This is a genomic window from Pseudomonas sp. NPDC087342, from assembly GCF_044744265.1.
Classification (GTDB): domain Bacteria; phylum Pseudomonadota; class Gammaproteobacteria; order Pseudomonadales; family Pseudomonadaceae; genus Aquipseudomonas; species Aquipseudomonas nunensis.
Window position 1 is genome coordinate 1 of the sequence record NZ_JBIUXZ010000011.1, and the last position, 20478, is coordinate 20478.

Annotated in this window: 18 protein-coding genes; 9 read left to right on the plus strand and 9 right to left on the minus strand. The window is 60.2% G+C overall.

Annotation, left to right across the window (positions count from 1 at the left end; translation table 11 throughout):
- Positions 1-695: 695 nt before the first annotated feature.
- Positions 696-1415: an SIMPL domain-containing protein gene (locus tag ACIOYV_RS20650; protein WP_401326559.1), complete on the minus strand. Its 720-nt coding sequence runs from the start codon at positions 1413-1415 to the stop codon at positions 696-698.
- A 344-nt stretch (positions 1416-1759) separates the two neighbouring features.
- Here ACIOYV_RS20650 and ACIOYV_RS20655 point away from each other — a divergent pair, with 344 nt between their 5' ends.
- From ACIOYV_RS20655 to ACIOYV_RS20670, 4 genes are all read left to right on the plus strand, one after another.
- Positions 1760-3022 carry an ATP-binding protein gene (locus tag ACIOYV_RS20655; RefSeq protein ID WP_054049967.1) on the plus strand — a complete coding sequence of 421 codons (1263 nt, stop codon included), beginning with the start codon at positions 1760-1762 and terminating at the stop codon, positions 3020-3022.
- Positions 3015-3575 (plus strand): response regulator transcription factor, encoded by a 561-nt coding sequence (locus ACIOYV_RS20660; RefSeq protein WP_007942792.1) that lies wholly within the window; start codon positions 3015-3017, stop codon positions 3573-3575. The genes ACIOYV_RS20655 and ACIOYV_RS20660 overlap by 8 nt, the downstream gene beginning before the upstream one ends.
- A gap of 97 nt (positions 3576-3672) precedes the next feature.
- A complete protein-coding gene (locus tag ACIOYV_RS20665) occupies positions 3673-5400 on the plus strand; it encodes an ABC transporter ATP-binding protein/permease (RefSeq protein WP_265043174.1) in 1728 nt (575 codons plus the stop codon).
- A 179-nt stretch (positions 5401-5579) separates the two neighbouring features.
- The gene (locus ACIOYV_RS20670) at positions 5580-6329 is read left to right on the plus strand and encodes a FadR/GntR family transcriptional regulator (RefSeq protein ID WP_054616145.1); all 750 of its coding nucleotides are present in this window, start codon (positions 5580-5582) and stop codon (positions 6327-6329) included.
- Between the two features lie 127 nt (positions 6330-6456).
- Here ACIOYV_RS20670 and ACIOYV_RS20675 read toward each other — a convergent pair whose 3' ends face one another.
- A complete protein-coding gene (locus tag ACIOYV_RS20675) occupies positions 6457-6648 on the minus strand; it encodes a hypothetical protein (RefSeq protein WP_401326564.1) in 192 nt (63 codons plus the stop codon).
- A gap of 15 nt (positions 6649-6663) precedes the next feature.
- On the minus strand, positions 6664-7962 hold the full coding sequence (locus tag ACIOYV_RS20680; protein WP_401326567.1) for a phospholipase: 1299 nt from the start codon (positions 7960-7962) through the stop codon (positions 6664-6666).
- 238 nt (positions 7963-8200) lie between these two features.
- Here ACIOYV_RS20680 and kdgD point away from each other — a divergent pair, with 238 nt between their 5' ends.
- From kdgD to ACIOYV_RS20705, 5 genes are all read left to right on the plus strand, one after another.
- On the plus strand, positions 8201-9112 hold the full coding sequence (gene kdgD, locus ACIOYV_RS20685; RefSeq protein WP_054049959.1) for a 5-dehydro-4-deoxyglucarate dehydratase: 912 nt from the start codon (positions 8201-8203) through the stop codon (positions 9110-9112).
- A 59-nt stretch (positions 9113-9171) separates the two neighbouring features.
- Positions 9172-10617: an aldehyde dehydrogenase family protein gene (locus ACIOYV_RS20690; RefSeq protein WP_401326569.1), complete on the plus strand. Its 1446-nt coding sequence runs from the start codon at positions 9172-9174 to the stop codon at positions 10615-10617.
- A 179-nt stretch (positions 10618-10796) separates the two neighbouring features.
- The gene (locus ACIOYV_RS20695) at positions 10797-12164 is read left to right on the plus strand and encodes an MFS transporter (RefSeq protein ID WP_401326572.1); all 1368 of its coding nucleotides are present in this window, start codon (positions 10797-10799) and stop codon (positions 12162-12164) included.
- Between the two features lie 11 nt (positions 12165-12175).
- Positions 12176-13729, plus strand: a complete 1554-nt coding sequence (gene garD / locus ACIOYV_RS20700; protein WP_401326575.1) for a galactarate dehydratase — start codon at positions 12176-12178, stop codon at positions 13727-13729.
- A 182-nt stretch (positions 13730-13911) separates the two neighbouring features.
- On the plus strand, positions 13912-14853 hold the full coding sequence (locus ACIOYV_RS20705) for an AEC family transporter (RefSeq protein ID WP_163908400.1): 942 nt from the start codon (positions 13912-13914) through the stop codon (positions 14851-14853).
- 110 nt (positions 14854-14963) lie between these two features.
- Here ACIOYV_RS20705 and ACIOYV_RS20710 read toward each other — a convergent pair whose 3' ends face one another.
- From ACIOYV_RS20710 to gatC, 6 genes are all read right to left on the minus strand, one after another.
- Positions 14964-15344: a carboxymuconolactone decarboxylase family protein gene (locus ACIOYV_RS20710; protein ID WP_401326578.1), complete on the minus strand. Its 381-nt coding sequence runs from the start codon at positions 15342-15344 to the stop codon at positions 14964-14966.
- Positions 15341-16402, minus strand: coding sequence for a calcium/sodium antiporter (locus tag ACIOYV_RS20715; RefSeq protein ID WP_054616140.1), 1062 nt, complete (start codon positions 16400-16402; stop codon positions 15341-15343). Before ACIOYV_RS20715 ends, ACIOYV_RS20710 begins: the two co-directional genes overlap by 4 nt.
- A 57-nt stretch (positions 16403-16459) precedes the next feature.
- A complete protein-coding gene (locus tag ACIOYV_RS20720; protein WP_163908404.1) occupies positions 16460-16834 on the minus strand; it encodes a septal ring lytic transglycosylase RlpA family protein in 375 nt (124 codons plus the stop codon).
- Positions 16835-17027: 193 nt separating this feature from the next.
- A complete protein-coding gene (gatB, locus tag ACIOYV_RS20725; protein WP_401326582.1) occupies positions 17028-18485 on the minus strand; it encodes an Asp-tRNA(Asn)/Glu-tRNA(Gln) amidotransferase subunit GatB in 1458 nt (485 codons plus the stop codon).
- A gap of 10 nt (positions 18486-18495) precedes the next feature.
- Complete coding sequence (gatA, locus tag ACIOYV_RS20730) at positions 18496-19947, minus strand: Asp-tRNA(Asn)/Glu-tRNA(Gln) amidotransferase subunit GatA (protein WP_401326585.1); 1452 nt, start codon at positions 19945-19947, stop codon at positions 18496-18498.
- 16 nt (positions 19948-19963) lie between these two features.
- Entirely contained in the window at positions 19964-20251 is a 288-nt protein-coding gene (gatC, locus tag ACIOYV_RS20735) for an Asp-tRNA(Asn)/Glu-tRNA(Gln) amidotransferase subunit GatC (protein WP_007901429.1), read from the minus strand.
- Between the last annotated feature and the right edge of the window lie 227 nt (positions 20252-20478).

Below are 20478 nucleotides of genomic sequence, written 5' to 3' on the forward strand. Positions count from 1 at the left end.
TATTCATCTGGGGGCATCGCCTACGGTCGGCTTCGCTTCGACCTCCTCTCGATGTGTGCGGCTTCGCCGCACGGCGCTACGCGCCCACCCCCCAGATGAACACCTCCACTCAGCCTCCCGAAAGGGGCGGGTAGAGCAAGATCAAGAGCTACAGGCGAGCTAACGCTCGGCCTTGAGTGGTTAGGAGCGGGGCGGTGTGCGCTGGGCTGTTTTTTTGCTTCTGTAGGAGCGAGGCTTGCCCGCGAAGGCGTCCTGACAGACGACCCATTTCTCCCTACTGCCCTCGATCAAAACTGTGGGAGCTGGCTTGCCTGCGAAGGCGGCCTGACAGCCGCCCCGTTTCTCCCGGCTGTACTCGGTCAAAACTGTAGGAGCAAGGCTTGCCCGCGAAGGCGTCCTGACAGACGACCAATCCCTCCCGACTGCCCTCGATCAACTTGTAGGAGCGAGGCTTGCCCGCGAAGGCACCCTACCAGCCAACCAATCCCTCCCGACTGCCCTCGATCAACTTGTAGGAGCGAGGCTTGCCTGCGAAGGCGGCCTGTCAGCCAACCAATCTCTCCCGACTGCCCTCGATCCAACTGTGGGAGCGAGCCTGCTCGCGAAAGCTGCAGTTCATTCACCACAGAAACTATGGGCAATAAAAAACGGCGATCACTTCTGTGATCGCCGTTCTTATGTTCGGGTTTATCGATTCAAGGTGTCATCAACACTTCAATCGATCCATCCGCTGTCATGCTGACCTGGCTGGTGCCGGCCTCAACTTCTGGTGTGACCGGTGCCGAGTCCATGCCCGCGGCTTTCATCATCATTGGCGCGCGCATGTAGGGTTGCGGGTAGCCGTTGCTGTTCAGGTTCAGGTTGACGATTTTGTAGCCTTTGCCACCCAGCGCGTCGGTAGCCAGTTGCGCGCGGGCCTTGAAGGCTGTGACGGCGTCTTTGAGCAGTGCGTCTTCGCTGGCTTTGCGGGTTGGGGTGGCGATGGCGAAGTCCATGCCGCCCATTTTCAGGTCGGTGAGCAGGTCGCCGGTCAGTTTCGACAGGGCGGCGAAGTCGGAGCTTTCCAGGCGCAGTTCGGCGCGTTCACGCCAGCCGGTGATTTTCTGGCCCTTGGTGTCGTAGATCGGGTAGCTGTTGCGGCTGCCCTGGCGCAGGGTGATGTCTTTGACTTGCTTGGCTTGGGCCAAGGCCTTGTTCATGGTGGTGCTGACGTCGGCGGCGAGTTTGGCCGGGTCGGTGTTTTGTTCTTCGGTATAGAGGGTCACGATCATCAGGTCGCGGGCCACTTCCTGACTGACTTCGGCGCGCAGGGCAATCTGGTTGTAGTGAAGTTCGTCGGCGGCCAGGGCCGGGAGGCTGGCGATGGTGCCAACGCTAAGGGCGAGGAGGGCGGCGCTGCGGCGAAGTGTGTGCATGGAAAGCTCCTTGAAGGGGCGCAGGGGTTAAAGGTCCGAGCCTGCGTGAAACCATCAGACTCTAGCTTTTATGATCCGGTTCGCACAGTTACAACTTCTATACAGATAAACAGCAGGGGCTGCTTCGCCGTCATTCGCGGGCAAGCCTCGCTCCTACGGGGCCGTGTCGTTCACAAAATAGTTGCCCACCACGATCCTGTAGGAGCGAGGCTTGCCCGCGAAGGCGTCCTGATAGACGCCACAACCCTCCCCGCCATGTGGCCGTTTGCCGCACTTTTGCCTGTCAGCCCCCGTGCTTGGTTATACTCCGTGCGATCCGCCTGGAGCGCTCATCAGGAGAGCTCATGCTCGCCGCCGTTCAAATCACTTCCGCGACTCGCCAGAACCTCTGGCGGCTGACGTTCATCCGCACTTTAGTGCTGGCCGCCCAGGCCGGTTCCGTGGGCCTGGCCTACTGGTTCGATTTGCTGCCATTGCCCTGGTTTCAACTGGCGATGACCCTCGGCTGTTCGATGCTGCTGTGCGCCTTCACGGCCATTCGCCTGCGCACCTCGTGGCCGGTCACCGAGCTCGAATACGCCGTGCAACTGGCCTGTGACCTGTTTATCCACAGTGCCTTGCTGTATTTCTCCGGCGGTTCGACCAACCCGTTCGTCTCTTATTACCTGGTGCCGCTGACCATCGCTGCCGTGACCTTGCCTTGGCGCTTTTCGCTGATCCTGTCCGGCATCGCCCTGGCCATGTACACCTTGCTGCTGGCGCGCTTCTATCCGCTGCAAACCTTCCCGATCGCTCGGGAAAACCTGCAGGTCTACGGCATGTGGCTGAGTTTTGCCCTGGCCGCCGCCGTCATCACCTTCTTCGCCGCACGCATGGCCGAAGAGTTGCGCCGTCAGGAAGAGTTGCGCGCGATCCGCCGTGAAGAAGGCCTGCGCGATCAGCAGTTGTTGGCCGTTGCGACGCAAGCCGCCGGCGCCGCCCACGAGTTGGGTACGCCACTGGCGACCATGAGCGTGTTGCTCAAAGAGATGCAGCAGGATCATCCAGACCCGATGTTGCAGGACGATCTGAAGGTGCTGCAGGATCAGGTCAAACTCTGCAAAGAAACCCTGCAACAACTGGTGCGCGCCGCCGAGGCCAATCGCCGCTTGGCGGTGGAGATGCAGGACGTCACCGACTGGCTCGACGAAGCCCTGAACCGCTGGCACCTGATGCGCCCGGAGGCCAGTTACCGCTTCCAGCGCCTCGGCCAGGGCACGGTCCCGCGCATGGCGCCACCGCCAGACCTGACCCAGGCATTGCTGAATTTGCTCAACAACGCCGCTGACGCCTGTCCCGAAGGGTTGCAAGTGACCCTGGACTGGAATGCCGAAGATCTGACCATCAGCATTCGCGACCACGGCGCCGGTGTGCCGCTGGCCATCGCCGAGCAGATCGGCAAACCGTTTTTTACCACCAAGGGCAAAGGTTTCGGCCTGGGCCTGTTTTTGAGCAAGGCCAGCGTGACACGCGCCGGCGGCTCAGTGAAACTCTACAGTCATGAGGAAGGCGGCACGCTCACCGAGCTGCGCCTGCCCCGTGTCGCCCGAGGAGACGAACATGAGTGACGAGATCCAAGTAGAAGGCGAAGAACTGCCGCATTTGTTGCTGGTCGATGACGACGCCACTTTCACCCGCGTGATGGCCCGTGCCATGGCCCGCCGGGGTTTTCGCGTCAGCACCGCCGGTTCCGCCGAAGAAGGCCTGACCATCGCCCAGGCCGACCTGCCGGACTACGCCGCGCTCGACCTGAAAATGGACGGCGATTCGGGCCTGGTGCTGCTGCCCAAGTTGCTCGAACTCGATCCGGAAATGCGCGTGGTAATCCTCACCGGTTATTCGAGCATCGCCACCGCCGTCGAGGCGATCAAGCGCGGCGCCTGCAACTATCTATGCAAGCCGGCCGATGCCGATGACGTGCTGGCGGCGCTGCTGTCCGAGCACGCCGACCTCGACACCCTGGTGCCGGAAAATCCGATGTCGGTGGACCGCCTGCAGTGGGAGCACATCCAGCGGGTGTTGACCGAGCACGAAGGCAACATCTCCGCCACGGCCCGCGCCCTGGGCATGCACCGCCGTACGCTGCAGCGCAAACTGCAGAAGCGTCCCGTTCGTCGCTGAACCTGCGCTGAATGAATGCATGCCGCTCCTCGCGGGGAACCGAACCGATCATCTATGATCGGTTCGTGTGTGTTCTTTTCTCTATCGAGCCTTATCCATGAATCAGAACGCTGAATATTCCGCGGTCAATGATGCGGTGCGCGGGCAGTTTTTCCGCAAAGTCTGGGCGATGATCACGCCGTATTGGTCCAGCGAAGAGAAGGTCAAGGCCTGGACGCTGTTGATCGCGGTGATTGCATTGTCGTTGCTCAGCGTGGGGATCTCGGTGTGGTTCAACACCTGGTACAAGGATTTTTACAACGCCCTGCAAAAGAAAGATGAAGCGGCCTTCTGGAAGCTGATTCTGTATTTCTGCGGGATCGCGGCGGTGGCAATTGTCGGCGCGGTATACCGGCTCTACCTGACGCAGATGCTGACCATCCGCTGGCGGGCCTGGCTCACCGAAAAGCACTTCGCCCGCTGGCTCGGCAATAAGAATTACTACCAGCTGGAGCAGGGCGGTTACACCGATAACCCGGACCAGCGGATTTCCGAAGACCTCAACAACTTCACCTCCAATACGCTCGAACTGGGCATCGGTTTACTGCGCAACATTGTCAGCCTGGTGTCGTTCTCGATCATTCTGTGGGGCGTGTCGGGCAGTATTGAAGTGCTCGGTTTCACCATTCCCGGCTATATGTTCTGGTGCGTGCTGGTCTACGCAGTGATTGGTAGCTGGCTGACCCATTTGATCGGTCGTCGTTTGATCGGCCTCAACAACCAACAACAACGCTTCGAAGCCGACCTACGTTTCTCCATGGTCCGGGTTCGCGAAAATGCTGAAAGTATCGCCTTGTACAACGGCGAGCCGAATGAAAATCGGCGCTTGAGCAGCCGCTTCGGCCTGGTCTGGCACAATTTCTGGGACATCATGAAGGTGTCCAAACGCCTGACTTTCTTTACTGCCGGTTACAGCCAGGCCGCCATCATCTTTCCGTTCATGGTCGCCGCACCCCGCTATTTCGCGGGCAAGATCGAACTCGGCGAACTGATGCAAATCAGTTCAGCGTTCGGCAACGTGCAGGAAAGTTTCAGCTGGTTTATCAGTGCCTACCAGAACCTCGCAGCGTGGCGTGCCACCTGTGATCGTCTGCTGAGTTTCCATCAGGCCATGCGCGATAACGAAGAGCGTGCGCCAGCCATCGACGTGCAGAACCAGGGTTCGGCGTTGAAAATCCACAACCTCGGCCTGGACCTTGCCGACGGTCGTCACTTGCTGACTAACGCCGACATGACCGTGGAAGAGGGGGATCGCGTCATGCTCAGCGGTCGTTCGGGCAGCGGTAAATCGACGTTGCTGCGGGCGATGGGGCATTTGTGGCCAGCGGGCCACGGCAACATTCGACTGCCTGCGGCGCGTTACCTGTTCCTGCCGCAGAAGCCGTATCTGCCGATTGGTACCTTGCGCGAAGCGCTAAGTTATCCACAGCCCGGCGACACCTATCCGCCTGAGCGTTACGTGGAAGTGCTGGAAACCTGCCGCTTGCCGCATCTGGTGGCGCGTCTGGATGAAGCCAACCACTGGCAGCGCATGTTGTCGCCGGGTGAACAGCAACGCTTGGCCTTTGCCCGCGCGCTGCTGTATGCGCCGCAATGGCTATACATGGACGAAGCCACGTCGGCGATGGATGAAGAGGATGAAGCGTCGCTGTATCAGGCGTTGATCGATGAATTGCCGGGGCTGAGCATTGTCAGCGTCGGGCATCGCAGCAGCCTGAAGCGTTTCCACCCACGACATATCCGTATCGACAATGGGCATCTGGTGGATCAAGCCGTGACCGCCTGAACACCAAAAACTCTGTAGGAGCGAGGCTTGCCCGCGAAGGCCATCACACGGTTCCCAATTGAGACCCTGTCATCGTTCTTCGCGGGCAAGCCTCGCTCCTACAGGGGGCGGTGGTGATCGTACAACCCGCTTGCGCTATGATGCGCTTTCAGCCGAATTTTTCGAGACAGACGTTCACCATGGAAAACCCGATCGACGCACCTCGCCTCCCTCGCAAGCGCCGCAGTCTCGCTCAGGAACTGGTGACGGTGCTGTCCGAGCAGATCCGCGACGGTCAGCTCAAGCGTGGCGACAAGTTGCCCACCGAGTCGGCGATCATGGACGCCCATGGCGTCAGCCGTACGGTGGTGCGCGAAGCGATTTCCCGTTTGCAGGCTGCCGGGCAAGTTGAAACTCGCCATGGCATCGGCACCTTCGTGCTCGACACGCCGAGCCCGAGCGGTTTCCGTATCGACCCGGCGACCGTCGTCACCCTGCGTGATGTGCTGGCGATTCTCGAATTGCGCATCAGCCTGGAAGTGGAATCCGCCGGCCTCGCCGCCCAGCGCCGCAGCGCCGAGCAACTGGGCCTGATGCGTGCGGCACTGGACGCCCTCAACGAAAGTGCGTCCCACGCCAGCGATGCCGTGGCCTCGGACTTCCAGTTCCACCTGCAAATCGCCCTGGCCACCGGCAACCGCTACTTCACCGACATCATGACCCACCTGGGCACGAGCATTATCCCGCGCACACGCCTCAACTCCGCGCGCCTGGCCCATGACGACCAGCAGCACTACATGAATCGCCTGAGCCGTGAACACGAAGAAATCTACGACGCGATCGCGCGGCAGGATTCCGATGCGGCGCGAGCGGCGATGCGGTTGCATTTGACGAATAGTCGCGAGCGGCTGCGCCATGCGCATGAAGAGGCTGAGGCGCAGCGCGGCTGAGATTTTCGTCGACTGACAAGACCCCTTCGCGAGCAGGCTCGCTCCCACATTGATTGTGTGATCGACACACATCCAGTGTGGGAGCGAGCCTGCTCGCGAAGAGGGCAGTAGCCTCGCCGCATCTTTTCTAGATGGTCTTCAAAATCGACCGATCAACCCGCACCGCCAACTCAGTCGCATCATTCTTGGCCTCAAAAGCCACCAACCCCTGAGCATCCACAACCCCTCGCGCAATCGGCACACCCTTGGACAACAACTCCAACGGTGCACCCTTCAGTGATTGCCCCGAAGCCAATTCCAGTTTCAATTTAATCGTCATTTTCAGATCTCCTTATCAGGCCACATTGCCAGTCGGGTGGTAGTCCTTGAGCAGCAAATAAGTGCTCCAGCCCCACCAGTCATCTACGGTGGCGGTGTCATTCAAGTTATTCACATCCTTGCGCCGCAGCACCTTGCTGCCCTCGATGCGGAACAATGGCGAGAAATTGCTCGCCAGGTTCAGCACCGCTTGCAGGTCGGGCAACTGTTTCAGTGCCGCAAAGCTGCTGGGTACCGGCACTGTTCCGCTGAGATAAGCCGCGAACACTTCATCCGCCGACAACTGAACCGCTGCGTTGACGTGCAAGCGATTGGCGCTGTCGATGGCGTCGAAGTAGCGCTTGTCCCCATAGGCACGCCATTGCTCGCCGTTGCCGTTGCGCACATTGAGGCCGAACTTGCTGTCTTCGTCGTGCATGAAGCGGGTGATCAGCGAACCGAGATCACTCGGCGTTACCGCCGCTGCCAAGGCTTTGCGCGGCACTCGCAGGTGGCCGGCGGAGAACAGGTCGGTGAGGAAGTGATCGGCAAACGCATTCATCGCATAGGCGACTTCCAACTGTTTTTCGTCACGACTGGCGTGGGCCGCCGCTGCATGTTGCAGCGCCGCGATGTGACCGGCGATGTAAGCCTGTTGCGCCCATTCGCCAAAGTGGTCGGCGTTGTTCGCCGCCAGTTTCAGATAACGCCCCAACGGGAACAGCGCCGAGACGAAACTGCCGCCGCCGGTGATCTTGTTCCACTCTTCCGACAACGTATCACCGAGGGTGTCATAGGCTTCGTGGGGTTGTTTACCGTCCTTGATCGCCTGTTTAACGGCGTCGATCTCTTTTTGCATCACCGCGAGGATTTTCACTGCCTCGACCTTTGATGCGGACAACACTGCCAGCGTGTCGAAAGCCGCAATAAAACGATTCAGGCGATCTGCGGGTGTGGCGCCATCGCTTACTGGCCGATCGGGAATGCCATAGAAATCACCGCCCAACGCCAGTACCTGGCCGTAAGTTGGCGCGAGCCCATTGGGCAGATGCAGTTGCACATCGTGGGCGAGGATCGGCGCGGCGTTTTCGACGAAGCGCAGCAAGGTTTGGTCGCCAATAGCGGTGTGTTCGCCGCCCTCGAACTTCAGCACCGGTTTGCCTTTCGGGGCTTTACCGGGAAGTGGGGTAGGTTGATGACTGTGATGCTCGGCAATGTGCAGCACCAGATGATCGTTGTCCCCGGCAATGGCGATTCCGGATTCTGAAAAAAGATCATCGAAACGGGCAATCACCGGTTTCGGTTTTTCCTGGGTTTGAGTGTGTAGACCTGACATTTCTAGCTCCTTGATATGTCGTAGGTAGGTTCTTAATGTGCTGTATGTATATACAGTAAAAACGAGCCTAGTCGAGAATCTTCCTACGTCAAGAAATCACCTGTTCTGACTCAAATTTTGCTGTCGACGATGAAATGCAGTTGACGGTTGTATTTTAAGTTGTACGATGACTTACAACTTCGGCCAAGGCTGAACTGTTTTCTCACACACAAACGTCGCAACCCAGGGTGTTCGAATAATGAATCCACAAGAACTGAAGTCCATCCTCTCTTCCGGTCTGCTGTCTTTCCCGGTCACCGACTTCAATGCTCAGGGCGATTTCCATCGCGCTGGCTATATCAAACGTCTCGAATGGCTGGCCCCATACGGCGCCACGGCACTGTTCGCCGCAGGCGGCACCGGTGAGTTCTTCTCTCTGGCGGCCAGCGAATATTCTGAAATCATCAAGACTGCGGTCGACACCTGCGAAACCAGCGTGCCGATCCTGGCCGGTGTTGGCGGTTCGACCCGTCAAGCCATCGAATACGCTCAAGAAGCCGAGCGCCTGGGCGCCAAAGGCCTGTTGCTGCTGCCGCACTACCTGACCGAAGCCAGCCAGGACGGCGTTGCCGCCCACGTTGAAGCCGTGTGCAAATCGGTAAAAATCGGCGTGGTGGTCTATAACCGCAACGTGTGCCGCCTGACCGCACCATTGCTGGAACGCCTGGCCGAGCGCTGCCCCAACCTGATCGGTTACAAGGATGGCCTGGGCGACATCGAGTTGATGGTGTCGATCCGTCGCCGCCTCGGCGATCGCTTCAGCTACCTCGGCGGTTTGCCGACCGCTGAAGTCTACGCCGCTGCTTATAAGGCGCTGGGCGTGCCGGTTTACTCCTCGGCGGTGTTCAACTTCATCCCGAAAACCGCGATGGATTTCTACCACGCCATTGCCCGCGAAGATCACGCCACCGTTGGCAAGATCATCGACGACTTCTTCCTGCCGTACCTGGACATCCGTAACCGCAAAGCCGGTTACGCGGTGAGCATCGTCAAGGCCGGGGCAAAAATTGCCGGCTACGACGCAGGTCCTGTGCGTGCACCGCTGACCGATCTGACCGGCGCAGAGTACGAAATGCTCGCCGCACTGATCGACAAGCAAGGTGCTCAGTAACACAACCGATTAAACAAGGCCGCTGAGTGATCAGCGGCCTTTTGCGTAGGAGAAATTCTGTGGCAGATGCAAAGCGTTTTGATAACTACATCAACGGTGAGTGGGTTGCAGGCAGCGAATACTGCGCCAACATCAACCCGTCCGAACTGACCGATACCATCGGTGAATACGCCAAGGCTGATCTGGCCCAAGTCCACGCCGCCATCGACGCCGCCCGCGCCGCGTTCCCGGCCTGGTCGACGTCGGGCATTCAAGCTCGCCACGATTCGCTGGATAAAGTCGGCAGCGAAATCCTCGCCCGTCGCGAAGAGCTCGGCACTTTGCTGGCCCGGGAAGAGGGCAAGACCCTGCCTGAAGCCATCGGCGAAGTGACCCGCGCTGGCAACATCTTCAAGTTCTTCGCCGGTGAAACCCTGCGTCTGTCCGGCGACTACCTGCCGTCGGTACGTCCGGGCGTCAACGTCGAAGTCACTCGCGAAGCACTGGGCGTGATTGGCTTGATCACCCCGTGGAACTTCCCGATTGCGATCCCGGCATGGAAAATCGCCCCGGCCCTGGCCTACGGCAACTGCGTAGTATTGAAACCTGCCGACCTGGTGCCGGGTTGCGCTTGGGCGCTGGCCGAAATCATCTCCCGCGCAGGATTCCCGGCCGGCGTGTTCAACCTGGTGATGGGCAGCGGTCGTGTGGTTGGCGATGCGCTGGTGCAGAGCCCGAAAGTCGACGGCATCAGCTTCACCGGTTCGGTGGGCGTGGGTCGTCAGATCGCCGTTAGCTGCGTGTCGCGCCAAGCCAAAGTCCAGCTGGAAATGGGCGGCAAGAACCCGCAGATCATTCTCGACGACGCCGACCTGAAACAAGCGGTGGAGCTGTCGGTACAGAGCGCGTTCTACTCCACGGGTCAGCGTTGCACCGCGTCGAGCCGCTTCATCGTCACCGCCGGTATCCACGATAAATTCGTCGAGGCCGTGGCCGAGCGCATGAAGTCGATCAAGGTCGGCCACGCGCTGAAAACCGGCACCGACATTGGTCCGGTCGTCTCGCAAGCTCAGCTGGAACAGGACCTGAAGTACATCGACATCGGCCAGTCCGAAGGTGCACGTCTGGTCAGCGGCGGTGGCTTGGTGACTTGCGACACCGAAGGCTACTACCTCGCGCCAACACTGTTTGCCGACAGCGAAGCCGCGATGCGCATCAGCCGTGAAGAAATCTTCGGCCCGGTGGCCAACGTGGTTCGCGTGGCGGATTACGAAGCGGCACTGGCCATGGCCAACGACACCGAATTCGGTCTGTCGGCGGGCATCGCCACCACCTCGCTGAAGTACGCCAACCACTTCAAACGCCACTCCCAGGCCGGGATGGTGATGGTCAACCTGCCGACCGCTGGCGTGGATTACCACGTTCCTTTCGGTGGGCGTAAAGGCTCATCCTATGGTTCCCGCGAGCAAGGTCGCTACGCGCAAGAGTTCTACACGGTCGTGAAAACCAGCTACATCGGCTCCTGACAGGAAACATCGCGGTATCGGCATCGATACCGCAACCCCTGTAGCAGCTGTCGAGTGAAACGAGGCTGCGATCTTTTGATCCTGAAAAGCAAAGATCGCAGCCTCGTTTCACTCGACAGCTGCTACAGGGATAAACAGTTCCACCCGCGCATAAAAATAATCAGTGGGAGTACATCTACATGCAAGCGACCAAGCCGACCCACGTCCGCTATTTGATTTTGCTCATGCTTTTCCTGGTGACCACGATCAACTACGCCGACCGGGCCACTATCGCCATCGCGGGCTCCAGCCTGCAAAAAGACCTCGGCATCGACGCGGTCACCCTTGGCTACATCTTCTCTGCATTCGGTTGGGCCTACGTGGCCGGGCAAATTCCCGGTGGCTGGCTCCTCGACCGTTTTGGCTCGAAAAAAGTCTACGCACTGAGCATCTTCACCTGGTCGCTGTTTACCGTCCTCCAGGGTTATGTCGGTGAGTTCGGCATGTCCACGGCCATCGTTGCGCTGTTCATGCTGCGCTTCCTGGTGGGCCTGGCCGAAGCGCCATCCTTCCCCGGCAACGCACGTATCGTGGCAGCCTGGTTCCCGACCGCTGAACGCGGCACCGCCTCGGCGATTTTCAACTCGGCGCAATACTTTGCCACCGTGTTGTTCGCACCGCTGATGGGCTGGATCGTCTACAGCTTCGGCTGGCAGCACGTGTTCATCGTGATGGGGGTCATCGGCATCGTGTTCTCGCTGATCTGGCTGAAAGTTATCCACAGCCCGCGCCAGCACCCGATGATCAACGAAGCCGAGTTCAAGCACATCGCTGATAACGGCGGCATGGTCGATATGGACCAGGACAAAGGCAAAGGCAAAAAGGTCGACGGTCCGAAGTGGGACTACATCCGCCAGTTGCTGACCAACCGCATGATGCTCGGCGTGTACCTGGGCCAGTACTGCATCAACGGCATTACCTACTTCTTCCTGACCTGGTTCCCGGTGTACCTGGTGCAAGAACGCGGCATGACCATTCTCAAGGCCGGTTTCATTGCCTCGTTGCCGGCGATTTGCGGCTTTATCGGTGGTGTGCTCGGCGGAGTGATTTCCGATTACCTGCTGCGCAAGGGCCATTCCCTGACCTTCGCCCGCAAGGCGCCGATCATTGCCGGGTTGCTGGTTTCCAGCAGCATCGTCGCGTGCAACTACGTGGACATCGAATGGATGGTCGTCGGCTTCATGGCCCTGGCATTCTTCGGTAAAGGCGTTGGTGCACTGGGCTGGGCGGTCGTTTCCGACACCTCGCCTAAACAGATTGCCGGTTTGAGTGGCGGCCTGTTCAACATGTTCGGCAACATCGCTTCGATCACCACCCCGATCGTGATCGGCTACATCATCAGCTCTACCGGTTCGTTCAAATGGGCGCTGGTGTTTGTCGGTTGCAACGCACTGGTCGCAGTGTTCAGCTACCTGGTGATCGTTGGCCCGATCAAACGCGTGGTGTTGAAAGAGCCACCCGTCAATGGTCCTGAAGTGACCAACAAATTGTCTCAAGCGCATTCCTGAGGAGCGGCGTCATGCAGTTGATTGAACATTCCGACTCGCCGCGCTACATCCGCCTGCACGAGCGGGACAATGTGGTGATCGTGGTCAACGATCAGGGCGTGCCGGCCGGCACCGAATTTCCCGATGGCCTGGTGACGGTGGATTTTGTGCCGCAGAGCCATAAGGTCACCCTCGAGGATATTCCCGAGGGCGGTCAGGTGATTCGTTACGGCCAGACCATCGGCTACGCCTTGCAGCCGATTCCGCGCGGCAGTTGGGTCAAGGAAGATCAACTGCGCATGCCTACCGCGCCACCGCTGGACAGCCTGCCGCTGTCCACCGATGTGCCGGCGAGCCAGGCACCGCTGGAAGGCTTCACCTTCGAGGGTTATCGCAACGCCGACGGCACCGTCGGCACGCGCAACATCCTGGGGATTACCACGACCGTGCAGTGCGTCACCGGCGTGCTCGATCATGCGGTCAAGCGCATCAAGGACGAGTTGCTGCCGCTGTATCCGAACGTCGATGATGTGGTGGCGCTGACCCACAGTTACGGTTGTGGCGTGGCGATTACCGCCACCGACGCCTACATCCCGATCCGCACCGTGCGCAACCTGGCGCGCAACCCGAACCTGGGCGGCGAGGCCTTGGTGATCAGCCTCGGTTGCGAGAAGTTGCAGGCCGGGCAGGTGATGCACGACAACGACAGCTCGGTGGATCTGAGCGAGCCGTGGCTGTATCGCTTGCAGGATTCGAGTCACGGTTTTACCGAGATGATCGAACAGATCATGGCGCTGGCCGAAATCCGTCTGAAGAAGCTCGATCAACGTCGCCGGGAAACCGTGCCGGCGTCCGAGCTGATCCTCGGTATGCAGTGCGGCGGCAGCGATGCGTTTTCCGGCATCACCGCCAACCCGGCGTTGGGTTATGCCTCGGACCTGTTGCTGCGGGCCGGTGCGACGGTGATGTTTTCCGAAGTCACTGAAGTGCGCGATGCGATTTACTTGCTGACGTCCCGTGCTGAAACCAAGGAAGTCGCCGAGGAACTGGTGCGGGAAATGGACTGGTACGACCGTTACCTGGCCAAGGGCGAAGCGGACCGCAGCGCCAACACTACGCCGGGGAACAAGAAGGGCGGGTTGTCGAACATTGTCGAGAAGTCCCTGGGCTCGATCGTCAAATCCGGCAGCAGCGCGATCAATGGCGTGCTCGGCCCGGGCGAGCGCTTCAAGCGCAAAGGCCTGATCTTCTGTGCGACCCCGGCCAGTGATTTTGTCTGCGGGACGTTGCAACTGGCGGCGGGTATGAACCTGCACGTGTTCACCACCGGGCGCGGTACGCCGTATGGTCTGGCGATGGCGCCGGTGGTGAAGGTTTCGACCCGAACCGAACTGGCGCAACGCTGGCCGGACCTGATCGACATCGATGCCGGGCGGATAGCGACTGGCCGGGCTTCGATTGAGGACCTGGGCTGGGAGTTGTTTCACTACTACCTGGACGTGGCCAGCGGCAAGAAACAAACGTGGGCCGAGCAGCACAAATTGCATAACGACATCACGTTGTTTAACCCGGCGCCGATCACGTAAGACCGCGTTATCGTTCTTCGCGGGCAAGCCTCGCTCCTACAGGTCTGCGTCGTACCCAACGACGTGAACGGCACAAATCTGTAGGAGCGAGGCTTGCCCGCGAAGGCGGCCGACCAGACGCCGAAGTCCTCGGTGGCTTATCATTAGCCCACTAACGACACCCACCCAAGGTTCTCCCCGGCATGCTGGCTATCTTCCTCGAAACCCTGAACATCACCGCGCCGGTGTTTGCCATGCTGTTTCTGGGTGTGCTGCTCAAGCGCATCGACTGGATCAACGACAACTTCATCCACACAGCGTCGGCCCTGGTGTTTAACGTCACCATGCCGGCGTTGCTGTTTCTGGGCATCTTGCATGCCGACCTGCACGCCGCGTTGCAACCGGCGCTGCTGATCTATTTCTCGTTGGCCACGCTGGTGAGCTTTGCCGGCGCCTGGGGCTGGGCGATCTGGAAGTGTCCGCGCGAAGATCGTGGCATCTACACCCAGGGCGCGTTTCGCGGCAACAACGGTGTGATCGGCCTCGCGCTGGCGGCGAGCATGTACGGCGACTACGGGATTTCCCTCGGGGCGATTCTCGCGGCGCTGGTGATCCTGTTCTACAACACCCTCTCGACCATCGTGCTGGCGGTATACAGCCCGGTGATCAAGTCCGATCCGTGGAGCATCTGCAAAAGCGTGTTCAGCAACCCGCTGATCATCAGCGTGTTTGCGGCGGCGCCGTTTGCCTATTTCAAAATCGGTTTGCCGGGGTGGCTGGAAACGTCCGGCCAGTACCTTGCGCAAACCACGCTGCCATTGGCGCTGATCTGCATCGGCGGCACTTTGTCGCTCGCGGCGTTGCGCAAGAGCGGCAGCATGGCGCTGAGTTCCAGCCTGGTGAAGATGATCGGCCTGCCGGTGTTCGCGACCGTCGGCGCGTGGTTGTGGGGCTTTCGCGGGGCGGAGTTGGGGATTCTATTTCTGTACTTCGGCAGCCCGACGGCGGCGGCGAGTTTTGTCATGGCGCGCCAGGCTAACGGCAACCATGAACTGGCGGCGGCGATTATTGTGATCACCACATTGATGGCGGCGATCACCACCAATATCGGGATCTTTGTGTTGCAGTGGGGTGGGTGGATTTAGCTTCAGGATTTGCGGTGGTTTTGAGGGCCTCTTCGCGGGCAAGCCTCGCTCCTACAGGTTCGGTGATCCCCTGTAGGAGCGAGGCTTGCCCGCGAAGGCGATGGACCCGCTTACTCCGGCTTCTGGTAACTATCGATCACTTCCTGCGCCGCGCGAAACGCATCAATCGCCGCCGGCACACCGGCATACACCGCGCAATGCAGCAACGCCTCGCGAATCTCGTCCACGGTGCAACCGTTGTTCAGCGCACCGCGCACATGACCTTTCAACTCTTGCGGGCACTTCAACGCGGTCAGCGCGGCGAGGGTGATCAGGCTGCGGGTTTTCAGCGGCAGGCCTTCGCGATTCCAGACGCTGCCCCAGGCGTGTTCGTTGACGAAATCCTGTAGCGGCTGACTGAACTCGGTGGCATTGCCCAGTGCGCGGTCGACGAAGGCATCGCCCATCACTTGGCGGCGGACTTCAACCCCGGGCTTTTTGTTTTCGGTCATGGCACATCCCTCTTGTGGTGTTGGCGACGCCAGGCGCGCAGCGACGTAAACAGCAAGAACGCCACCAGCGCCGGCAGGACGAAAATCAGCATCAAGTGTTCAAGCTTGCCGGCCAGCGGCATGCCGGTGGTGAACGACACCACGTGCAACCCATACGCCAGGTACAAACCGAGAAACAGCAGGCCTTCGGCGCGGGTCACCCGATAACCGGAATAGAACACCGGCAGGCACAGCACGGCGACGCCGAGCATCACCGGCAAGTCGAAAGCCAGAGCGTTGGGCGACACCGACAGCGGCGACGGCGCCACCAGTGCGGTAAAGCCGAGCACGCCCAACAGGTTGAACAGATTGCTGCCGATCACGTTGCCCACGGCGATCTCGCGCTGACCGCGCAAGGCGGCGATCAACGAGGTGGCCAGTTCCGGCAGAGACGTGCTGATGGCGACGATGGTCAGGCCGATGATCCGCTCCGACAGCCCCAGGTCGGTGGCGACCGATACCGCGGCCCCCAGCAACAAATGCCCGGCATACACCAGCATCGCCAGCCCGGCGACGATCATCAGCAGACTGCTGATCCACGGCGCCTGTGCCTTTGATTCATCGCTCGATGGCGGCCGGGCCGAGTGCCGCGACTGGCGCAGCAGCAAACCCAAATACAACACCAGCGCGCCTAACAGGATCACGCCGTCGGTGCGGGTCAGTTCTTCGTTCCAGGCCAATACGCAGACCAGCAGGCTGGCGCCGATCATCAGCGGGATGTCCAGACGCACCAGTTGTCGCGACACGCGCAACGGAATGATCAGCGCCGACAGGCCGAGGGTGACGAGGATGTTGAAGATGCTGCTGCCGATCACGCTGCCGACGGCGATGTCAGCGTTTTGCGCGAGCATCGCTTGCAGGCTGACGGCCATTTGCGGCGCGCTGCTGCCGAGGGCGACGATGGTCAGGCCGATGATCAGTGGCCGTACATGCAGGCGCGCGGCCAGGCGCACGGCGGCGCGCACCATCAGCTCGGCGCCGGCGATCAGCAGAAACAGGCCGCTGAGCAGTTCGATCATGCTCAGCAGGGGGATGTCTTCTAGGCCGTAAATGGTCGCGCTCCGTGGTGGCGGGGATCAGTCATCGAGGGCCTGCACGCGAACCTTGGCGGTGCCGCTGCCGATCATGCCGAGCCGTACTGCAGCGGCATGGGACACGTCGATCAGGCGCCCACGGGTATGCGGCCCACGGTCGTTGATCCGCACCACGCAGGATTTGTCGTTATTCAGATTGGTGACCTTCACCCGCGTACCGAACGGTAACTGGCGGTGGGCGGCGGTCAGGGAATTCTTGTCGAAACGCTCGCCACTGGCGGTGCGTTTGCCTTGGTGTTTGGCGCCGTAATAGGACGCTGTGCCGGTCTTGTCGTAACCGTGTGGATCGATGATGTCGTTGCTGGCGCAACCGGCCAACAGGGAGAGCAGGGCGCAGGCGCCGAGTAGACGCTTCATAAAGGATTTCCACAAACAAATGTGGGAGCGAGCCTGTGTGGCGAGGGGGCTTGCCCCCGTTGGGTCGCGAAGCGGCCCCCAAAACAGACGTCTTGGGACTGCTCCGCAGTCCAACGGGGGCAAGCCCCCTCGCCACAGCAAGCCCGCTCCCACAGGGGGTTAGAGCCAGGCATTAAATCTGGCTCCATGTCCATCAGCCTTCGAGCTTGCTTTTCAGCAGTTCGTTGACCTGTTGCGGGTTGGCCTTGCCTTTGGAGGCTTTCATGGCCTGGCCGACGAAGAAGCCGAACATCTTGCCGCGTTTGGCTTCGTCTGCCGCGCGGTATTGTTCAACCTGTTCGGCGTTGGCCGCGAGCATCTCGTCGAGCACCGCAGAGATCGCGCCGCTGTCGGTCACTTGCTTCAGGCCACGTTTTTCGATGATCTCGTCCGCGTTGCCTTCGCCGTTGCCTTCGCCGTTGGCCATCGCTTCGAACACAACCTTGGCGATTTTGCCGGAGATGGTGTTGTCGGTGATGCGCAGCAGCATGCCGCCCAGTTGCTCGGCGGAAACCGGCGACTGGTCGATGTCCAGGCCCTGTTTGTTCAACAGGCTGCCCAGTTCAACCATGACCCAGTTGGCCGCCAGTTTGGCGTCGCCGCCAATGCTTGCAACTTTCTCGAAGTAATCGGCTTGCTCGCGGCTGGTGGCCAGGACGCTCGCGTCATACACCGACAGACCGAACTGCGCCTGGAAGCGCTCGCGTTTCTGCGGTGGCAATTCCGGCAGGGTGGCGCGCACGTCGTCGAGGAACGAGTTCTCGATGACCACTGGCAACAGGTCCGGATCCGGGAAGTAACGGTAGTCGTTGGCTTCCTCTTTGCTACGCATCGGACGGGTTTCGTCCTTGTTCGGATCGTACAGACGCGTCTGCTGGATCACTTTGCCGCCGTCTTCGATCAGCTCGATCTGGCGACGCACTTCACTGTTGATCGCCTTCTCGATGAAGCGGAACGAGTTGACGTTCTTGATCTCGCAGCGAGTGCCGAATTCAACCTGGCCTTTCGGACGGATCGACACGTTGCAGTCGCAACGCAGCGAACCCTCGGCCATGTTGCCGTCACAGATGCCCAGGTAACGCACCAGCGCGTGGACCGTCTTGACGTAGGCCACGGCTTCCTTGGCGCTGCGCATGTCCGGCTCGGAAACGATTTCCAGCAGCGGCGTGCCGGCACGGTTCAGGTCGATGCCGGTGGCGCCGTTGAACTCTTCGTGCAGGCTTTTACCGGCGTCTTCTTCCAGGTGCGCACGGGTTACGCCGACACGTTTGATCGTGCCGTCTTCCATGGCGATGTCCAGGTGGCCCTTGCCGACGATCGGCAATTCCATCTGGCTGATCTGGTAACCCTTCGGCAGGTCCGGGTAGAAATAGTTTTTGCGGGCGAACACGTTGTGCTGGCCGATCTCGGCATCGATGGCCAGGCCGAACATCACCGCCATGCGCACCGCTTCCTGGTTCAACACCGGCAGTACGCCGGGCATGCCCAAGTCTACCAGGCTAGCCTGGGTGTTCGGCTCGGAACCGAACGTGGTGGAACTACCGGAAAAGATTTTCGACCGGGTGGTGAGCTGGGTATGAATCTCCAGCCCGATCACGACTTCCCATTGCATGTGTTTCTCCTCAGAAGCCGGTTGGGGTGCGGGTGTGCCAGTCAGTGTTCAACTGATACTGGTGCGCAACGTTGAGCAAACGGCCTTCCTGGAAATACGGGGCGAGCAATTGCACGCCGACCGGCAGACCATCGACAAAACCGGCTGGCATGGACAAGCCCGGCAGACCGGCGAGGTTGGCGGTGATGGTGTAGACGTCTTCCAGATAGGCAGCGACCGGGTCGCTGTTCTTGGCGCCAAGCTTCCAGGCCGGGTTCGGCGTGGTTGGGCCGAGGATGATGTCGACCTCATTGAAAGCGGCCATGAAATCGTTCTTCACCAGGCGACGGATTTTCTGCGCCTTCAGGTAGTAGGCGTCGTAGTAACCGGCGGACAGCGCGTAGGCACCGACCATGATCCGGCGCTGTACTTCCGCGCCGAAACCTTCGCCACGGGAACGCTTGTACAGGTCTTCCAGGCTCTTCGGGTCTTCGCAGCGATGGCCGAAACGCACACCGTCGAAACGCGACAGGTTGGAAGAAGCTTCGGCCGGGGCGATCACGTAGTACGCAGGGATCGCGTGCTGCATGTTCGGCAGGCTGATTTCCTTGATCACGGCGCCGAGCTTTTCCAGCTCCTTGATGCTGTTGTGGATCAGCTCGGCGATGCGCGGGTCGAGACCGGCGCTGAAGTATTCCTTCGGCACGCCGATGCGCAGGCCTTGCAGCGAGCTATTCAGGCTGGCGCTGTAATCCGGCACCGGTTCGTCGATGCTGGTGGAGTCATTCGCATCGAAACCGGCCATGCCTTGCAGCAGGATCGCGCAGTCTTCGGCGGTGCGCGCCAATGGGCCGCCCTGGTCGAGACTGGACGCGTAGGCAATCATGCCCCAGCGTGAAACACGACCGTACGTCGGTTTCAGGCCGGTAAGGTTGGTGAACGCAGCCGGTTGGCGGATCGAGCCGCCGGTGTCGGTGGCGGTCGCGGCTGGCAGTAGACGAGCGGCAACGGCGGCTGCCGAACCACCGGACGAACCGCCCGGCACGTGTTCCAGGTTCCACGGGTTTTTCACCGCGCCGTAGTAGCTCGACTCGTTGGCCGACCCCATGGCGAATTCGTCCATGTTGGTCTTGCCAAGGGTCACGGCACCGGCGGCGGCCAGTTTGGCAACCACGGTGGCGTCGTACGGTGCTTTAAAGTTGTCGAGCATCTTCGAGCCGCAGCTGGTACGGATGCCCTGGGTGCAGAACAGGTCTTTATGGGCGATCGGCGCGCCGAGCAGGGCGCCGCTCTCACCATTGGCCCGGCGTGCGTCAGCGGCTTTCGCCTGCTGGAGCGCCAGGTCTTCGGTGAGGCTGATGAAACTGTTGAGCTGTGGATCGAGCTGCGCGATGCGCGCCAGCAGGACTTTGGTCAGCTCTTCGGAAGAAAACTTTTTATCGGCGAGTCCGCGGGCGATCTCGGCCAGAGTCATTTGATGCATTGCAGGCTCTTTCCCTTTAGTCGATGACTTTCGGAACCAGGTACAGGCCGTTTTCGACCGCTGGTGCGATGGACTGATAGGCCTCGCGATGATTGGTCTCGGTCACGACGTCTGCGCGCAGGCGCTGGCTGGCTTCCAGTGGGTGGGCCAGCGGCTCGATACCATCGGTATTGACTGCCTGCATTTCGTCGACCAGCCCGAGAATGCTGTTCAGGGCCGAAGTGATGTGTGGAAGATCGGCATCATTCAGGCCAAGGCAGGCCAGATGAGCGATTTTTTCCACGTCGGAGCGTTCAAGCGCCATTGCGATTCTCCAGTGGAAAACAGAACGGACGGCGTCCGTGTGTTAGATTGTCGGAACACTACCGCATTTCTACGGTCATAAGGCCGCGATTGTGGGGGTTGGTGCACAGAAAAGCGGCCAATTTAACATATTGGCGCCTTGCCCAAAATCCCTGTCGTTGTTAGAGTTTGCCGCACTTTTTTTACCCACGCGTTGCCTAGGGTCCCTTTCCCATGTTCAAGAAACTG